Source organism: Janthinobacterium sp. AD80 (assembly GCF_002878455.1).
Classification (GTDB): Bacteria; Pseudomonadota; Gammaproteobacteria; order Burkholderiales; family Burkholderiaceae_D; genus Janthinobacterium.
Map to the genome: position 1 here is coordinate 16231 of NZ_NRDQ01000019.1, position 17597 is coordinate 33827.

Here is a 17597-nt window from a genome sequence, read left to right on the forward strand (position 1 = left end):
GCTGATCGTGGTGTTGTCGGCTTACGCGCGCAGCGCTAAGCCGACCTAGCCGACCTACCCCGACCTACGTGCTGCTAATGGTTATGCCGTGGCAGGGTCTGGCCGACTGCGCGGTATTTCAGCGCCAGCTCCATGCAGGCCCCCGTTTCCAGCTGGCCCACGCTGGCGCGGTACATCTCCTGCCATGGCGTGGCGCTGTCGTTGACGGGTGGCGGCAGCTCCTGCGCGCGGCGTGCCAGCTCGGCGGCATCGACCAGCATGTCGCAGCGCCCCGCATGCAAGTCCACGCGGATGATGTCGCCCGTGCGCAGCAAGGCCAGGCCGCCGCCGACAGCGCTTTCAGGCGACGCGTTCAGGATCGACGGACTGTCCGAGGTGCCCGACTGGCGTCCGTCGCCCAGGGTCGGCAAGTTCAAAATGCCGGCCTTGAGCAAGGCATCGGGCGGCTGCATGTTGACCACTTCGGCCGAGCCGGGCCAGCCCACGGGACCGGCGCCGCGCATCACCAGCATGCAGCTGTCGTCGATATTGAGCGCCGGGTCGTTGATGCGGGCGTGGTAGTCGGCGGAACCATCAAAGACGATGGCGCGCGCCTCGAACACGCCCTCGCTGCCGGGACGCGACAGGTAGCGTTCGCGGAAAGCGGGCGAAATCACGCTGGTCTTCATGATGGCGAAATCGAACAGGTTGCCCTGCAGGGCCAGGAAGCCCGCCTTTTCCTTCAGCGGCGCGGCAAACGGACGGATCATCTCGCGGTCCGCGCTTTCGCGCCCTGCCAGGTTGGCCGCCATGCTCTGGCCCGTGACCGTCAAGCGGTCCGCGTGCAGCAAGCCCGCCTCTTGCAGCTCCCACATGACGGCGGGCACGCCGCCGGCGCGGTGGAAGCGTTCGCCCAGATATTTGCCGGCCGGCTGCATGTTCAGCAGCAGCGGCACGTCATAGCCGTGTTCCATCCAGTCGCTCGAGTGCAGTTCCACGCCCGCGTGGCGCGCCATGGCCATCAGGTGCGGCTGGGCGTTGGTCGAGCCGCCGATGGCCGCATTGACGATGATGGCGTCCAAAAACGCCTCGCGCGTGAGGATGCTCGACGGGCGCACGTCGTCGTGCGCCATGCCGACGATGCGGCGCCCCGTTGCATAGGCGATCTGGCCCCGCTCGCGGTAGGGTGCGGGAATGGCCGAGCAGCCCGTGAGGGACATGCCCAGCGCCTCGGCCAGCGCATTCATGGTCGATGCCGTGCCCATGGTGTTGCAGTGGCCGGCCGACGGCGCCGAGGCGGCGGCGATCTGCAGGAATTTGTCGTTGTCGATCAGGCCGGCGGAGAGCTGGCGGCGGCCCTTCCAGATGGCCGCGCCCGAACCCACCAGTTCACCGTCCATCCAGCCGTCGAGCATGGGGCCGCCCGACAGCACGATGGCGGGAATATCGACCGTGGCGGCCGCCATCAGCTGCGCCGGCGTGGTCTTGTCGCATCCCGTGGTCAGCACCACCGCGTCGATCGGATAGCCGTGCAGGATCTCCACCAGGCCCAGGTAGGCCAGGTTGCGGTCCAGCGCCGCCGTGGGGCGGCGGCAGTTCTCGAAGATCGGGTGCAGCGGGAATTCCATCGGGATGCCGCCCGCATCGCGGATGCCGTCGCGCACGCGCTGCGCCAGTTCCAGGTGGATGCGGTTGCACGGGCTGATGTCGCTGCCGCTTTGCGCGATGCCGATGATGGGCCGGCCCGAACGCAGTTCCTCGGCCGTGATGCCGTAGTTCATGAAGCGCTCCAGGTACAGCGCCGTCATGTCGATGTGGTCGGGATTGTCGAACCAGTCCTGCGAACGGAAACGCCGCGGTGCTTTAGCGGTGACGTTCATGCGCCGTACCATCCCGCGTCGACGAAATATTCACGTCCCGTGCACTTGGCCGCGTTGTCGGACGCCAGGAACAGCGCCAGCGCCGCCACGTCTTCCGGTTCCACGCGCGTCTGCAGGCATTGCCCCTGCAGGATCACGGCTTCCGCTTCCGGCGTATGCCACAGGCGCTCCTGGCGCGGCGTGCGCACGGCGCCGGGAATGATGCAATTGACGCGGATGCCATCGGCGCCCAGGTCGCGCGCCAGGCCATGCGTCAAGCCTTCGATGCCCGCCTTGGCCGTCATGTAGATCGACAGGTTGGCTTGCGCCAGGTGCCAGGAAATCGAGCCCAGGTTGAGGATCACGCCGCTGCCCTTGCCACGCATGGCCGGCGCCACGGCCTGGGCGCAGAAATACTGGTGACGCAGGTTGACGGCGATGCGTTCGTCCCAGTAGGCGGGCGTGACGTCCTGCAGCTGATGGCGGTCGTCGTTGGCCGCATTGTTGATGAGGATATCCGTGGCGCCACTGGTGTTGCCGATATCGGCGAAGGTGGCGGCCAGGGCGTCGAGGTCCGTCAGGTCGCAGTAGCGGAACACGGGCGGCTGCGGCAGCTGAGCGAGTTTTTCCTGCAGCGCCAGCGAGGCGTCACGGGCAATGTCGAGAAAGGTGACGTGGGCGCCCTGGCGCGCGAATGCCTCGACGATGGCGACGCCGATGCCGGTGCCGCCGCCCGTGATGACGACGCGTTTATTGGCCAGGCTGGGATAAGTTGCATGCTGCATGGTGTCTCTCTTTTTAAAATAATCGGATCAAAGCAAACCGCGTTGCGCCAGGTTCTGGTACAGCGCGCGCACGCCGAAGGTCCAGGGCGGGATCGCGTCGCAGCGCTGCACTTCGTTGACCAGCGCGCCCAGCGCGGCGCTGGCGATGGTGACGCGGTCGCCCAGGTGGTGCGTAAAACCGCCGCCCTGCGCACCGCGGTCCTTCACGGGCGAGAACATGGTGCCGAGGAAGAGCATGAAGCCGTCCGGATACTGGTGGTAGGCGCCGGCCGTCTGGCGCACCAGGTCCAGCGGGTCGCGGCTGATCTCGCGCATGAAACTGGCGCCTTCCAGGACAAAACCGTCGTCCGCCCCCTCGATCAGCAGCGACACTTCCGCCTGGCGCACGGTATCGAGCGTGAAGTGCTCGTCGAACAGGCGGATGAAGGGGCCGATGGCGCAGGAACCGTTGTTGTCCTTGGCCTTGCCCAGCAACAGGGCGCTGCGTCCTTCGATGTCGCGCAGGTTCACGTCATTGCCCAGCGACGCGCCAAGCACCTGGCCGCGACTGTTGACGGCCAGGACGATCTCCGGCTCCGGGTTGTTCCAGGCGGACGATGGCAGCAGGCCCACTTGCGCGCCGCAGCCGACCGAAGACATGGCCTGCGCCTTGGTGAATACTTCCGCATCGGGGCCGATGCCCACTTCCATGTACTGCGACCAGGCGCCGCGCTGCTGCAGTTGCTGCTTCAGGCGCTGCGCGGCATCGGAACCGGGCTTCAATGCCGACAGATCGCTGCCCAGGGTGGCTTGCAGCGCGCCGCGCAAACTGGCGGCGCGCGCCGCATCGCCGCCCGCCTGCTCCTCGATCACGCGTTCGAGCAGGCTGACGGCGAAGGTCACGCCGCATGCCTTGATCGCCTGCAGATCGCATGGCGCCAGCAGCAGCGGTGCATGCGGCGGCGCCGCCAGCGCCTGTTCCAGCAAAGCCTGCACGGGGCCGAGCGAGGTGCCTGGCGCATGGCGGGCGATGCCCAGCGCATTGTCGCTCTCGAACAGTTCGGCCACCGTGGCGACGGTGTCCGTGATATCGACCACTTCACCGCCGCGCACGGCGACGATGCAGGGACCGTCGCGCCAGATGCGGCCAATCAGGGTCGCTTGCGCCAGATCGGCGGGTAGCAGGGAAGCGGGAGAAATCGGCAGCATGTCAGCTTTCAAAAGACGGTCATCGGGTGGTCGGGCTTCAAGGTCGAACCGATTCTGCGCGCCGCCATGGGTCACCGCAATTACGAAAATCACCAAATTGCATGATGATTATTGGTATTGCGGTGCACCAAAAAATGCCGCGAAAAGCCCCCTTGCAAGCCCCCGCTTCCACCTGTGACAGAGGGAATTTGGCGCATCGCATCAATCGTGCCATCGATACCGTTTTGGATATCGACAATGCGAAAAAAAGTGATTGGTGAGGCAGGTATGGACAAACTAGTATCAGCCGTGGCCCACATGCGGCCATCGGCATGGAGGCGGCCCGCAGAGGCCACGACGCCGGCACATTCACACTCAAAAGACGGTGGAGACCTGAAATGAAAACAACAATGAAAATGCTGGCCGCGAGCCTGGTGCTGGCGACGTCCGGTATGGCAGTCGTTCCCATGGCGAATGCCGCGGACAAGGGCGCGATCGGCATCTCGATGCCGACCAAATCCTCGATGCGCTGGATCGCCGATGGCGACAACATGGTCAAGGTATTCAAGGAGCGCGGCTACAAGACCGACCTGCAGTTCGCCGACGACGATATCCCGAACCAGCTGGCGCAAGTGGAAAACATGATCACCAAGGGCGCCAAGGTACTGGTGATCGCCGCCATTGACGGCACCACCCTGTCGAACGTACTGCAAAAGGCGGCCGACAAGGGCATCAAGGTCATTTCCTATGACCGCCTGATCCGCGGCACCAAGAACATCGATTACTACGCCACCTTCGACAACTTCCAGGTCGGTGTGCTGCAGGCGGGCTATATCGAATCGGCGCTGAAACTCAAGGAAGGCAAGGGCCCGTTCAATATCGAACTGTTCGGCGGCTCGGCCGACGACAACAATGCGCACTTCTTCTACAACGGCGCGCTGTCGGTGCTGAAACCCTACATTGACAGCGGCAAGCTGGTGGTACGCTCGAAGCAGATGGGCATGGACAAGGTGGCGACCCTGCGCTGGGATGGCGCCGTGGCGCAGGCGCGCATGGATAATCTGCTCAGCGCCTACTACGGCAATGCGCGTGTCGACGCCGTGCTGTCGCCATATGACGGCCTGAGCATCGGCATCCTGTCGTCGCTCAAAGGCGTCGGCTACGGCACGCCGAAACAACCGTTCCCCGTCGTCACGGGCCAGGATGCGGAAATCCCGTCCGTCAAATCCATCATCCGCGGCGAGCAGTCGTCCACCGTGTTCAAGGACACGCGTGAACTGGCCAAGGTGACGGCGAACATGGTCGACGCCATGTTGTCGGGCAAGGCACCGACCGTCAACGATACCAAGACCTACAACAACGGCGTGAAGGTCGTGCCGTCCTACCTGCTCAAACCCGTCACCGTCGACAAGGCGAACTGGAAGCAGGTGCTGGTCACGGGCAGCGGCTATTACACCGAAGCGCAAGTGAAATAAGCATCGACGGCATGCAAGGCCCGGCACTGCCGGGCCCAGAGAGGTTATATGACAAACACGATCCTGGAAATGCGCGGGATACGCAAGACCTTCCCCGGCGTCGTAGCACTCGACAATGTGAACCTGCGGGTGCGCAGCGGCGAAATCCACGCCATCGTGGGGGAAAACGGCGCCGGCAAGTCGACGCTGATGAAAGTGCTGAGCGGTGTCTACGGCCACGGCAGCTATACGGGCGATATCGATTACCAGGGCCAGACGCGGCATTTCCGCGGCATCAAGGACAGCGAGGAAATCGGCATCATCATCATCCACCAGGAACTGGCGCTGGTGCCCTTGCTGTCGATCGCCGAGAATATCTTCCTCGGCAACGAGCCGGCCAGCATGGGCGTGATCGACTGGGAATATGCGCAAAGCCGCACGCGCGAACTGCTGCAAAAGGTCGGCTTGAAAGAGTCGCCCGACACCCTGATCACCAACCTGGGCGTGGGCAAGCAGCAGCTGATCGAAATCGCCAAGGCCCTGTGCAAGGACGTCAAGCTCTTGATCCTCGACGAGCCGACGGCCAGCCTGAACGAAAGCGACAGCGCGGCCCTGCTCGACCTGCTGCTGGAGCTGAAGCGCCAGGGCATCGCCTCGATCCTGATTTCGCACAAGCTCAACGAAATTTCGCGCGTCGCCGATGCCATTACGGTGCTACGCGACGGCAACACGGTCGACAGCTTCGACTGTCGCATTAAGCCCGTCAGCGAAGACCGCATCATCGAGAAAATGGTCGGACGCGAAATGGCCGACCGCTATCCGGCCCGCACGCCCAGCATCGGCGAGACCATTTTCGAAGTGCGCGACTGGCGCGTGTTCCATCCCGAGCACGCCGACCGCCCTGTCATCAAGGGCATCAGCATGCACGCCAAAAAGGGCGAGATCATCGGCATCGCCGGCTTGATGGGATCAGGGCGCACGGAACTGGCGATGAGCATTTTCGGGCGCGCCTATGGCCAGCGCATCAGCGGCACGGTGCTCAAGAACGGGCAGGAAATCGACGTCAGCACCATCGGCAAGGCCATCGCGCATGGCCTTGCATATGTGACGGAAGACCGCAAGGGCCTGGGCCTGATCCTGGAAGAAGACATCAAGAAAAACACCAGCCTGGCCAACCTGGACGCCGTGTCGCGCCACATGGTGATCGACGAGGCGCGCGAATTCGGCGTGGCCGACGATTTCCGCCGCAAGCTGAAAATCCGCTGCTCGAGCATCCTGCAAAAAGTGGTCAACCTGTCCGGCGGCAACCAGCAGAAAGTGGTACTGGCGAAGTGGCTGTTTTCACGCCCCGACATCCTGATCCTCGATGAGCCGAGCCGCGGCATCGACGTGGGCGCCAAGTACGAAATCTACAGCATCATCAGCGAGCTGGCCGCCGAAGGCAAATGCATCATCATGATTTCCTCGGAAATGCCCGAATTGCTGGGCATGTGCGACCGGATCTATGTCATGAACGAAGGCCGCTTCGCGGCCGAATTAAGCGCAGCAGAGGCGTCACAGGAAAGAATCATGCGCGCCATCGTCACACACGGAGAACACCATGGACAATAAACTGACCGCGGACGCGGTGCCGGGCGCCGCGCCCGTCAGCGCGCCGCAAGCCAAGAGCTACGCCGGCTTCCTGAAGAACAATATGCGCGACTACGGCATGCTGCTGTCGCTGCTCGTCATCATGGGCTTTTTCCAGTACATGACGGACGGCACCCTGATGCAGCCGCTGAACCTGACCAACCTGGTGCTGCAGAACAGCTACATCGTCATCATGGCGCTGGGCATGCTGATGGTCATCGTGGCCGGGCATATCGATCTGTCGGTCGGCTCCGTGGTCGGCTTCGTCGGCGCGCTGGCGGCCGTCCTGATCGTCAACTATGAAATGAACTTTGTCGCCGCCAGCATCGTCTGCCTGCTGGCCGGCGCCGTCATCGGCGGTGCGCAAGGCTATTTTGTCGCCTTCTTTAAAATTCCGTCCTTCATCGTCACCCTGGCCGGCATGCTGGTGTTCAAGGGCCTGACCCTGGCGCTGCTGGCCGGCCAGTCGGTCGGCCCCTTCCCGGAAGGCTTCCAGATGCTCAGCTCGGGCTTTTTGCCCGACCCGTTCGGCGGCGAGAACCTGCGCGGCTTCTCGCTGCTGCTGGGCGTGATCGCCGCTGGCGCGCTGCTGGTCACCTCGCTGCGCAGCCGCGCCAAGCAGCTCAGGCACGGCATGGAAAACGAACCGCGCGCCTTCTTCCTGCTGAAGAACGGCATCTTTGCCGCCGTGATGGTGTATTTCAGCTACCTGCTGGCGTCCTACCGCGGTTTCCCCAATGTGCTGGCCGTGATGTCGGTGCTGATCGTCGCCTACACCTTCGTTACCAACCGCACGGTGCTGGGTCGCCGCGTGTATGCAGTGGGCGGCAATGAAAAGGCGGCGCGCCTGTCCGGCATCAAGACGGAGCGTGTCAGCTTCTACACCTTTGTCAACATGGGCATGCTGGCCGCACTGGCCGGCCTAATCTTCGCCGCGCGCCTGAACACGGCCACGCCCAAGGCGGGCACGGGTTTCGAGCTGGACGTGATCGCCGCCTGCTTCATCGGCGGCGCCTCGGCCTCGGGCGGCGTGGGCAAGGTGATGGGGGCTGTCATCGGTGCCTTCATCATGGGCGTGATGAACAACGGCATGTCCATCATGGGCATCGGCATCGACTACCAGCAAGTGATCAAGGGCCTTGTGCTGCTGGCGGCCGTGTTCATCGACGTCATAAATAAAAATAAATGAGAAGAACAAGGAAGCACAGGTTCGAGCCTTAGGGGGCTCTGGCCGGCGCTTGCGCCGGCCTTTTTCATTTATGTGATCGCCAGCCGCGCCGCCCTGTCACCCCACCACGCCGCTTCCTCGAACACGGAAAAGCCCGACAAATCGGCATGCGCAAACAGAATCGCGCCATCATGCTCGCGCAGGGCTTTCAGGCCCGCATTGCTGCGAAAGCCCGTCAGCGGCGCGGCCATGGCGTGGCCGCGCAAAGTGATGTCAACGCGCTCGACGCAGCTGGCGAAATCGCGCCCATACGCCGTTTTCAAATCGACGCTGGCCAGCGCCAGCAATTCTTCGGGGCTGGCCGTATCGAGCCACTTGCGGGCTTGCTGCGGCGTGCGGTCGGACAGGGCCACGTAGGCGCTGAAGACGGTTTTCTCGGGCGGACGCACGCGGATATCCTGGTGCGTGGCGACGACATAGCCGAGACCCGGTTCCTGGTACACCACGTTGTCCCAGCAAAGGGGCGCATGCGGCAGTTCGTCGGGAAAGCGTTTAAGTAAAAAGTTCGCCACCATCCATGGCGCATACGCGGGGGTGTCGCGCTTCGCGTCAAAGCCATAGCTGGCGATGTTCTCCACCACGCGGGCCGCCACGTACACGGGCATGGCGCAGATGGCCTTGCGCGCCTTGAGCAGATAGGTGCGCGGCTGGCCATCGATCAGCTCCAGGCACAGCGCTTCGACGCCCTGCGCCGTGGTCTTCACGGAGACCACCGTGCCGGCGCGGCGCTTGACACCAGAGGCGTGTTCCATGGCCGTGGCCACCGGCTGCATGCCACCGGGCCAGGTCAGCCAGGCGCCATTGCCTGCATTTGCCGCCTGGCCCCAGCGGCTGCAGTAATAGTGCAGGCCGGCCCAGGCCGAGACCTGGTCGTAGCGGGTGCCGTAATCGTCGCGGCAGCAGTAGTTCAGGTACCAGTGCAGGGTGGGCGAGGTATAACCCTCGCGCTCCATCCACTGCTTCAGGGTGATGTCATCGAGCGAGCGCCAGGCGGGATCCTGCGACGACTCCACGGTGGGAAAGACAAACACGCGCTTGCCGTCATTGCCATGCGTCTGGCGCAAGCGCCGCACCTCGGCAAAAAAGCGCTCGTGCTGCGCCAGTTCATCGGCAGAGACGCCTTCGGTGGGAATGAAGCCATCCTGCCACTGGCCGTTGAACAGCAGGCGTTCCTCGGGCGCGTGCAAAATATAGCGCTCGTCGTAATAGGGTTTTTCCGCCATCGGGTCGCGCTCGATGATGCCCAGGTCGAAGAGGATTTCGCGCACATGCGTCGATTCGGGCGACGGCAGCGGCAGGTAATGGCCGCCGGTCGGATACGCCAGCTCGCCGAACTGCCCGCCGGCCGCGTTGCCATACGGCTGCGGGCCATCGATCATGAGAAAGTCCCGGTGCCCCAGCTTGTTCAGGCGCCATGCGGCCGTCAAGCCGGCGATGCCGGAGCCGAGGATGGCCACGTCGGTAACGATGGTCTCGGAGGGCGGCGGCAAGGCCTTGTGCTCGCGCAGCAGTTCGCGCAGATAATGGCCTTCCGTGCGGCCCGGATACAGCACCCTTGGCGTGATTTCCTGCCAGCGCAGATAGGCGGCGATGCTGCCGATGCCGGCTGCCGCCGCCGCGGTGCCGCCGGCGGCCCACAGCATGAAGGAACGGCGCTGCATCAGCGGATCACCCGGTTCCAGTCCTGCTCGAACTCATGCACGAGCGACTGGGTATTGAGGCGGTTGGGCGCCATCGGCAAGGGCTGCATGTCGGGCGGGAAGATGAACATCTCGCGCGTGGTGTCCGCATTCAGGTAGCGCATGGGCAGGCGGTAGGTCGTCGGCGGCGTGTAGTCGAGCTGGGGCGAGGCCAGGATAAAACCCCATTCGCCGAACGAGGGCACGTAGGCGTGGTAGGGCCAGGTGCGCATGCCCACTTCGCGCAAGGTCGCATTGATGGTCCAGTAGGCGTGCGGTGCGAAAAATGGCGACGTCGATTGCACCACCATCAGGCCCTTGGCGGCCAGGTGCTTTTTCACCAGGTCGTAGAACGGCACCGAATACAGTTTGCCGAGCGCGAAACTGGACGGATCGGGGAAGTCGACGATGGCCGCATCGAACATCTCCTGGTTATTGCGCAGCCAGACGGCGGCATCGGCGTTGATGACGGTGACGCGCTTGTCCGAGAACGAACCATTATTCAGCTTGGCCAGTTCCGGGCGCGTGGTAAACGCGGCCGTCATGGCCGGGTCGAGGTCGACCACGGTGACGTGTTCGATCTGTGGATAACGCAGGATTTCGCGCAGCGCCAGGCCGTCGCCGCCGCCCAGCACCAGCACGCGGCGCGCCCACGGCAGCGCTTCCAGCACGGGGTGCACCAGCGCTTCGTGGTAGCGGTACTCGTCGCGCGAGGAAAACTGCAAATTGCCATTGATGTACAGGCGCGTATCGTCCTTCCAGCGCGTGATCACCAGGCGCTGGTAGGGCGTGGTGGTGGAATACACGATCTGGTCGCCGAACAGGCCGTGCTCTCCCCAGGCCACCATGCGGTCCGACATGGCAAAGCCGGCGACGAGCAGCAGCATCACGGCGCAGGCGCGCAGCAGGCGCCCCGTGAGGTTTTTCAGCTCCGCGCGGAAGACATAGATACTCCACAGGCCCACGCCCACATTCAGCATGCCAAACAAGAAGCCCGTGCGCACCAGGCCCAGATACGGCGACAGTACCAGCGGGAACAGCAGCGAGACAGCCAGCGCGCCCAGGTAATCGAAGGTCAGCACGCGGCTGACCAGCTCGGAAAATTCCGTCTGCCGCGTGTTCAGGGCGCGCATCACCAGCGGTACTTCCATGCCGACCAGTGCGCCGATCAGGAACACCATCACATACAATAAGGTGCGGAACGGCGCCGCCATCCACGAAAACGTCATGAACAGGATCGCGGCCGACAAGCCGCCGATCAAGCCCACTGCCAGCTCGATGTCGACAAAGCGCGAGAGCACGTCGTCGTCCTTCACATACTTTGAAAAGTGAGCGCCCACACCCATGGCAAACAGGTAGCAACCAATGATGGTGGAGAACTGCAGGATGGAATCACCGAGCAGGTAGCTGGACATGGCGCCGGCGATCAGTTCATACGCGAGGCCGCAGGAGGCGACCACGAAGACAGACAAAATCAGAATCTTTTTGTTCATGGGACTTTTTTTGTTCTAATATGCGTTGACGTTATCAAATGCTCATTGCGAGGAATGCCGTGCCCGCCATCCTAAACTATCTGATCCATCTTATACTGGCCGCCACGCTGCTGATTGCCTTTTTTATCATCTATACACGCGTCACGCCCTACAATGAAGTGCTGCTGATCCGCCAGGGGAATCACGCGGCGGCCCTGTCGCTGGGCGGCGCGCTGCTGGGCTTTTCCGCCACCATCGCCTCGTCGCTGATGCACACGGCCGACTACCAGCAGTTTTTCGCCTGGGCCTTCGGCGCCATGGTGGTGCAGCTGCTCGTGTATGTGGTAACCACGCGGCTGCTGCGCATGTCGAAAGACCAGATCGAATCGAACAACAGCGCCTTCGGCGGGCTGCTGGGCGCCATTTCCCTGTCGCTCGGCGCCATCAACGCCGCCTGCATTTCCTGACACCGCTTTATCTTCTTCAAGGACATCCATCATGAGCCTCGGCAGCTTTATCAAGAAGCAGTTTATCGACGTACTGCAGTGGAACGAAGAGACGGAAGGCGTACTGGCCTGGCGTTTTCCGATGCAGGATTTCGAGATCCAGAACGGCGCCATCCTCAATGTGCGCGAATCGCAGGTAGCCGTCTTCGTCAATGAAGGCAAGATCGCCGACGTCTTCGGCCCCGGCACGCACAAGCTGACGACGCAGACCTTGCCGTTGCTGACCAACTTGAAAAACTGGGACAAGCTGTTCGACTCGCCCTTCAAGTCGGACGTGTATTACTTCAGCACCCGCGTGCAGACGGGCCGCAAGTGGGGCACGCCGCAGCCGATCACCATCCGCGACAAGGATTTCGACATGATCCGCGTGCGCGCCTTCGGCATGTACTCGTACCGCATCGCCGACGCCCGCACCTTCTTCACCGAAATCAGCGGCACGCGCGAGGTCTACACGCGCGATGAAGTGGAAGACCAGCTGCGCGGCATTCTGATGTCCAGCATGGCCAGCTCGCTGGGCGGCGCGAACGTGCCCTTCCTCGACATGGCGGCCAACCAGGCGCTGATGGCGCAGGAGGTCAAGGATGGCCTGGCGCAGGCCTTCGCGCGCTACGGCGTGGGCCTCGACGAGTTCAACGTGGCCAGCATCAGCCTGCCCGAGGAATTGCAGGCGGCGCTCGACGAGCGCATTTCGGCCGGCATGAAGGGCGGCCTGGGGGCCGACAAGATGAGCGGCTACACCAAATTCCAGGTCGCCAACGCCATCCCGCTGGCGGCGCAGAATGAAGGCGGCATGGCCGGCATCGGCGCGGGCCTCGGCGCCGGCCTGTCGATCGGTCAGGTGATGGCGCAAGGCATGGGCAATGCGCTGCAGCAGCCTGCCCCGGCGCCAGCGCCGGCCGCGCCACCGGCCCCCGTGGAAGAGCCGATCGAGGCGCGCCTGGAAAAGCTCAAGGGCCTGCTCGACAAAGGTCTCATTTCGCCAGCCGACTACGACGGCGCCAAGGCTGAACTGCTGAAAAAACTGATCGGCTAAATATTAGCGAAATACGACTGCATGCAAACTGTTTCCTGTCCCAGCTGCGGCGCGGAAGTCCACTTCCGCTCGCACGCTTCCGTGCTTGCCGTGTGCGAGTACTGCCACAGCACCATCCTCAAGGACGCCGATTCCGTCAGGGACGTGGGCAAGATGTCGGCCGTCCTGGAAGACTATTCACCGATCCAGATCGGCACGGCCGGCGTGCACGATGGCCTGCACTTCACCGTCGTCGGGCGCATCCAGCAGCGCTACAGCGCCGGCACGTGGAACGAATGGTATCTGCTGTTCGATGACGCCAGCACCGCCTGGCTGGGCGACTCGTCCGGCCTGTACACCCTGACGCGCGAACGCAGCACGCAAGATACCTTGCCCGCCTTTGGCGAACTGGCGCCGGGCAGGCGCTACACGATCTGCGGCGAACCATATACGGCGGCCGAGATCCGCAGCGCCGAATGCATCGCCGGCCAGGGCGAACTGCCGTTCAAGGTGGGCGCCGGCTGGCGCATCCAGGTGGCGGATTTCCGCAACTACGCCAGCTTTGTCACGCTCGACTACACGGATGGCCCGCAGCCCGTCGTCTACCAGGGCGTGGCCGTCACCCTGGATGGCTTGCAATGCCAGCTGCTGCGCGATGACGACGCCATCGCCAAAAGCGCCGGCAAGTACCGCGGCAAGCTCGATGCGCTCGACTGCCCATCCTGCGGCAGCGGCATCCAGTACGTCCCAGGCGCGGCGGCGCAGCTGGTGTGCCCCGCCTGCCACGCGCAGCTCGACGCCAGCGGCCCGGAAGCGCAGGTGCTGGCCATCGGCAAGCAGGTGCACGAGAACGCCGACATCACGCTGGAACTGGGCGCCAGCGCGAAGATCAACAATGTGGACTTCACGGTGATCGGCATGATGCGCCGCGCCGACGACGAAGGCAGCGAGTGGAACGAATACCTGCTGTACAACGCGCGCGCCGGCTTCTTCTGGCTGGTGGAGACGGACGATGGCTGGTCGCGCGCCAACGTGCTGCCGAACTGGCCCAGCTGGGCTTCCGTGGATGCCGACAGTTGCACCCTCGATGGCGCCACCTACCGCAAGCTGTATGGCTATGGCTCGCAGGTCGTGTACGCGGCTGGCGCCTTCAACTGGAAAGTGGCGGTGGGCGACAGCACGCAGGTGGTGGAATTCGAGCATGGCCAAACCAAGCTGGCGGCGGAAATCACCGGCGAGGAAATGACCTGGTCGCGCTCCGTGCCCGTCGCCTATGACCAGATGGCGGCCTGGTTTGGCGCCGCCTTCCATGGCGCCAGCAAAACGACGAATATCCAGCTGAGCCACCGTGGCATTGCCAAGATTTTCATCGTCATCGTGCTGGTGCTGAATGCGATCCCGATGTTTGTCTCGTTTTCCAGCACCCTGATGTGGAGTTTGCTGGGCTGCCTGGCGCTGTTCCTGCCCGCCGCCTTCCTCGACAAGAATGAAAAGAATCCCCCATGAGTAAATACGTGATCTATGCCTTGATGGTGACGTTTTCCGTCACGGCCGCCAACTGGGTGCGCATGTTCAAGGTGGCCGGCAGCAGCACCGGTGGCGGCAGCAGCTGGAGTTCGCGCACGGGCGGCGGTGGCGGCAGCTATGGCGGCGGCTCCAGCGGCGGCAGCCACAAGTAAGCATGACAGCCACACCGCATCTGCCCCTGGGCACCCATTTGCTGGCCGACCTGTCCGGTATCGCACCGGAGCGGCTGCGCGACGGCGCCGCGCTGGAACAGCTGCTGCGCGGCGCGGCCATCGCGGCCGGCGCGCAAGTGCTGCACAGCCATTTCCACAGCTTTGGCGCCGGCATGGGCGTCACGGGCGTGGTGCTGCTGGCCGAGTCGCACATCTCGATCCACACGTGGCCGGAATGCGGCTTCGCCGCCGTCGACATCTTCATGTGCGGCGCGGCGCGGCCGCAACTGGCATTGGGCGCCATCAAGGATGCGCTGCAGGCGCCGCACTGCCAGCTGCAGTCCGTGCGGCGCGCACCGCCCGGGCAGGCATAAGCCCGCTGGTAGATCGCGGGGGGATCGCTTACACTGTCGGCTCATCTTCCAACCGTGACTTCCATGCGCCGTTCCGCCCTGCTTGCCCTGCCCCTGCTGCTGGTCTCCGCCTGCAACGACTACACGGCGCCCAGCCTGTACCAGGCCACTACGCCCGAATGCAAGACGTGGACGGAAGGCTCGCGCTTCGAGCTGCCGCGCGGGATCAGCTTGTACGCCACGCCGCCCGTCACCTTGAAGGAAGGCGGCACGGAACTGGCATTGATCTTTACCTTGCCCATCGGTACGCAAGCGAGTTTTACGCGCCTGTCGTTCCTGCTGGAAGAACCGCACAAACCGCCGTTCGCCGCAGCCAAGGTACTGACCATCTACCAGCGCGGCATGAACCGCAAGGCGGAAATCGTCGACGTCATCGAGACCTTGCCCATCATGTTTTCCGCCGTCGGTTCAAGCGCCGAGACGCAATGGCGATTGCGCCTGCAGCTGCCGCGCCAGCTGCCCCAGCGCTTCGACCTGTCCATGCCCGACATGCTCATCGCCGGCAAGCGCTATCCGGTGCGCACGTTTACGTACCGCTATTTCCCCGAACGCCAGGCTTACGGCATGTGCAGCTAATTCAACAATCGCGCCAACAATGTGTCGGATTACGCCCTGCGGACTCATCCGGCCTACGGCAGGTGCAGCCAAGCCACACATTCCGTTGACGCCGGCGCGCGCCGCTGGCACACTGGCATTTTCCATCACACACTAGGAGTAGACAACATGCGCCATTCGGATACTGCCGTGCTGTCGGCTGCCTGATCACCGTTTTTCCCTGCTAAACCTTTTAGCCCGCACTTCTCCATACGCGTGATCGCGTAGCCGACGTTCCCCTTCTTTCGTGCCAGTCATCGCGACTGGCGGTGCCTGCACGCGCAGGCGATATGTCCGCACGCGGACGACAGAATACGGAATCACGCTACCATGATCGCATGCGATTTTGCACAACTACGCTACATCGGACTGCAGCAGGCCATCGCCGGCGCAGCCGCCCAACTCGACCTCTCTTCTTCCACCGCACAGCTGATGCGCGTGAGCGCCGTGCACCGCGACAGCATCGGCGTGCACGACGGCGTGCAGGAACGCCCGGCGCAGATCCTGCCGCACCTGCTGCACGACTTGCGGGCGCAGGACCATATCCTCACGGTCGGCGACTGGATCGCCGCCGAAGCCGATGCACACGGCACCTTGTGGATAACGGCCTACTTATCCCCAGTCACGCAGATCGCGCGGCGCGGCAATGACGGCCGGCGCCAGCTACTGGCCAGCAATGTCGACACGGCCCTGCTGGTGATGGGACTGGACGAAGACTTCAACCCGCGCCGCCTGGAGCGCTACCTGGCCATCGTGCTGGCCGCGCAAGTGACGCCCGTGGTGGTGCTGAGCAAGGCGGACGTGGCCAGCGACGTGGCGGGCAAGCTGGCGCAGCTCAGGCAACGCCTGCCCTCCCACGTGCCCCTGTTTGCCATCGATACGCGCCATGCGTATGACGTGGCCATCCTGGAGCCGTGGCTGGAGGCGGGACAGACCCTGGTGCTGCTGGGTTCATCGGGGGCCGGCAAGTCCAGCCTGACCAATACCCTGTGCGTCGCGCAGCAGGCGACGAAAGGCGTGCGCCATGGCGACAGCCGTGGCCGGCACACGACGACGGCGCGCTCGCTGCACCTGTGCGCCAGCGGCGCCTGCATCATCGACACGCCGGGCTTGCGCAGCTGGCAGGCCGATGCCGATGCGTCAACCCTGGCCGCCACCTTTGACGACATCGCGGCGCTGGCAGCGACGTGCCAGTTCCGCGATTGCAGGCACGCCAGCGAACCCGGTTGCCAGGTGCGTGGCGCCATCGATGCGGACCGCCTGCGCAATTATCACAAGCTGCTGCGCGACGCCCGGCGCGGCGAGGTAACCCCGCTCGAACGCATTGCGGCGCGCGCCAGGTGGAAAGTGACGCTCAAAGCCGTCAAGCAACGCGGCAAGAACGGGCTTGCGTGAACAGGCGTACGGAATCACAGCTTGTCAACTTTATCAAAATTGCAGTTGGGAAATATGCAAGGTATAGTCAAATGCTGTACCAACAGACATGCGCCGCATGCGATGCACGCGGCCCGCCCACCATGGAATGAGGATGCACTGTGTTCAAGAAAAAAACCATTTTACTTCTGAGTACATTGTCAGCGTGCCTGTTCGCCAGCGGCACGCTGTTCGCGCAAAAGCTGAGCGTGCCGCAAGAGATACACTATGCCGACAAGGTCTACAAGCTGGCGTTTACCGCGCCACAGAATCGCAACAGCAAACGGGCCTTGTATGAATACACGACGAACGGGGAAGCGGTGGAAAAATGGAGCAGCCTGATTACCCTGCTATACGATAGCAATGCCAAAAGCGATCCATTTGCCTTCTCGGCGGCCCTGCTCAAGTCGCTGGCGGCCACCAAGCCGGAGCCCGTTTCTTCCGTCGTGATCCACGATGGCCATGTGCTGATGCGTTCCGTCTATGAACCGGATGCCGCCAACCCCGTGTATGAATCGAATGTAAGCAAGAGTTTTCATGGCGCCGCCGCCTGTGGTGGGCTGTTGCAGTTCCAGTATGCGGTAAAAACGCCGCCTGGCGAGGACCAGTCGGCGGCGGGCAAGCAGGCGATACTCAAGCTGGTCAATGAGGGCAATGCCAGCTTGGCAACCCAGTTGCGTGATGGCGGCTGGCAACCAAGCTGCGAATAAGGCGGGAGGCCGTGGCAT

Annotated in this window: 17 protein-coding genes; 12 read left to right on the forward strand and 5 right to left on the reverse strand. The window is 63.5% G+C overall.

The features are described 5' to 3' along the window. Window positions 1-74 precede the first annotated feature (74 nt). The 3 genes from JaAD80_RS04090 to JaAD80_RS04100 are packed head-to-tail and all read right to left on the reverse strand — an operon-like array spanning window position 75 to window position 3811. Window positions 75-1871 (reverse strand): IlvD/Edd family dehydratase, encoded by a 1797-nt coding sequence (locus JaAD80_RS04090; RefSeq protein WP_374755224.1) that lies wholly within the window; start codon window positions 1869-1871, stop codon window positions 75-77. Beyond that, window positions 1856-2623 (reverse strand): SDR family NAD(P)-dependent oxidoreductase, encoded by a 768-nt coding sequence (locus tag JaAD80_RS04095; RefSeq protein WP_102293002.1) that lies wholly within the window; start codon window positions 2621-2623, stop codon window positions 1856-1858. Before JaAD80_RS04095 ends, JaAD80_RS04090 begins: the two co-directional genes overlap by 16 nt. A 27-nt stretch (window positions 2624-2650) precedes the next feature. Continuing rightward, window positions 2651-3811, reverse strand: coding sequence for a fumarylacetoacetate hydrolase family protein (locus JaAD80_RS04100; RefSeq protein WP_102293003.1), 1161 nt, complete (start codon window positions 3809-3811; stop codon window positions 2651-2653). A gap of 101 nt (window positions 3812-3912) precedes the next feature. On the opposite strand from JaAD80_RS04100, the gene JaAD80_RS30535 reads away from it, so the two are divergent. The 4 genes from JaAD80_RS30535 (at window position 3913) to mmsB (ending at window position 8062) form a co-directional block, all read left to right on the forward strand. Continuing rightward, window positions 3913-4071, forward strand: a complete 159-nt coding sequence (locus tag JaAD80_RS30535) for a hypothetical protein (protein ID WP_180979293.1) — start codon at window positions 3913-3915, stop codon at window positions 4069-4071. Window positions 4072-4242: 171 nt separating this feature from the next. After that, window positions 4243-5265: a multiple monosaccharide ABC transporter substrate-binding protein gene (gene chvE / locus JaAD80_RS04105; protein ID WP_308410556.1), complete on the forward strand. Its 1023-nt coding sequence runs from the start codon at window positions 4243-4245 to the stop codon at window positions 5263-5265. Window positions 5266-5313: 48 nt separating this feature from the next. Then, window positions 5314-6855, forward strand: coding sequence for a multiple monosaccharide ABC transporter ATP-binding protein (mmsA, locus tag JaAD80_RS04110; protein WP_102293005.1), 1542 nt, complete (start codon window positions 5314-5316; stop codon window positions 6853-6855). After that, window positions 6845-8062: a multiple monosaccharide ABC transporter permease gene (gene mmsB / locus JaAD80_RS04115; protein WP_102293006.1), complete on the forward strand. Its 1218-nt coding sequence runs from the start codon at window positions 6845-6847 to the stop codon at window positions 8060-8062. The genes mmsA and mmsB overlap by 11 nt, the downstream gene beginning before the upstream one ends. A gap of 68 nt (window positions 8063-8130) precedes the next feature. Here mmsB and JaAD80_RS04120 read toward each other — a convergent pair whose 3' ends face one another. After that, complete coding sequence (locus JaAD80_RS04120; protein WP_102293007.1) at window positions 8131-9762, reverse strand: NAD(P)/FAD-dependent oxidoreductase; 1632 nt, start codon at window positions 9760-9762, stop codon at window positions 8131-8133. Then, window positions 9762-11273 (reverse strand): polyamine aminopropyltransferase, encoded by a 1512-nt coding sequence (locus tag JaAD80_RS04125; RefSeq protein WP_102293008.1) that lies wholly within the window; start codon window positions 11271-11273, stop codon window positions 9762-9764. The genes JaAD80_RS04120 and JaAD80_RS04125 overlap by 1 nt, the downstream gene beginning before the upstream one ends. A 59-nt stretch (window positions 11274-11332) precedes the next feature. Between JaAD80_RS04125 and JaAD80_RS04130 the strand changes: the two genes are divergently transcribed. The 8 genes from JaAD80_RS04130 (at window position 11333) to JaAD80_RS04160 (ending at window position 17579) form a co-directional block, all read left to right on the forward strand. Continuing rightward, a complete protein-coding gene (locus tag JaAD80_RS04130; protein ID WP_102293094.1) occupies window positions 11333-11719 on the forward strand; it encodes a DUF350 domain-containing protein in 387 nt (128 codons plus the stop codon). A gap of 31 nt (window positions 11720-11750) precedes the next feature. Next, the gene (locus JaAD80_RS04135) at window positions 11751-12791 is read left to right on the forward strand and encodes an SPFH domain-containing protein (RefSeq protein WP_102293009.1); all 1041 of its coding nucleotides are present in this window, start codon (window positions 11751-11753) and stop codon (window positions 12789-12791) included. A 21-nt stretch (window positions 12792-12812) separates the two neighbouring features. Next, window positions 12813-14276 carry a DUF4178 domain-containing protein gene (locus JaAD80_RS04140; protein ID WP_102293010.1) on the forward strand — a complete coding sequence of 488 codons (1464 nt, stop codon included), beginning with the start codon at window positions 12813-12815 and terminating at the stop codon, window positions 14274-14276. Beyond that, window positions 14273-14449 carry a hypothetical protein gene (locus tag JaAD80_RS30540; protein ID WP_180979294.1) on the forward strand — a complete coding sequence of 59 codons (177 nt, stop codon included), beginning with the start codon at window positions 14273-14275 and terminating at the stop codon, window positions 14447-14449. Before JaAD80_RS04140 ends, JaAD80_RS30540 begins: the two co-directional genes overlap by 4 nt. 2 nt (window positions 14450-14451) lie before the next feature. Further along, window positions 14452-14823, forward strand: a complete 372-nt coding sequence (gene speD / locus JaAD80_RS04145; RefSeq protein ID WP_102293011.1) for an adenosylmethionine decarboxylase — start codon at window positions 14452-14454, stop codon at window positions 14821-14823. A gap of 63 nt (window positions 14824-14886) precedes the next feature. Next, window positions 14887-15438 (forward strand): hypothetical protein, encoded by a 552-nt coding sequence (locus JaAD80_RS04150; protein ID WP_102293012.1) that lies wholly within the window; start codon window positions 14887-14889, stop codon window positions 15436-15438. Between the two features lie 348 nt (window positions 15439-15786). Then, window positions 15787-16851, forward strand: a complete 1065-nt coding sequence (gene rsgA / locus JaAD80_RS04155) for a ribosome small subunit-dependent GTPase A (RefSeq protein WP_102293013.1) — start codon at window positions 15787-15789, stop codon at window positions 16849-16851. 140 nt (window positions 16852-16991) lie between these two features. Then, a complete protein-coding gene (locus tag JaAD80_RS04160; protein WP_102293014.1) occupies window positions 16992-17579 on the forward strand; it encodes a hypothetical protein in 588 nt (195 codons plus the stop codon). The last annotated feature ends 18 nt before the right edge of the window (window positions 17580-17597 follow it).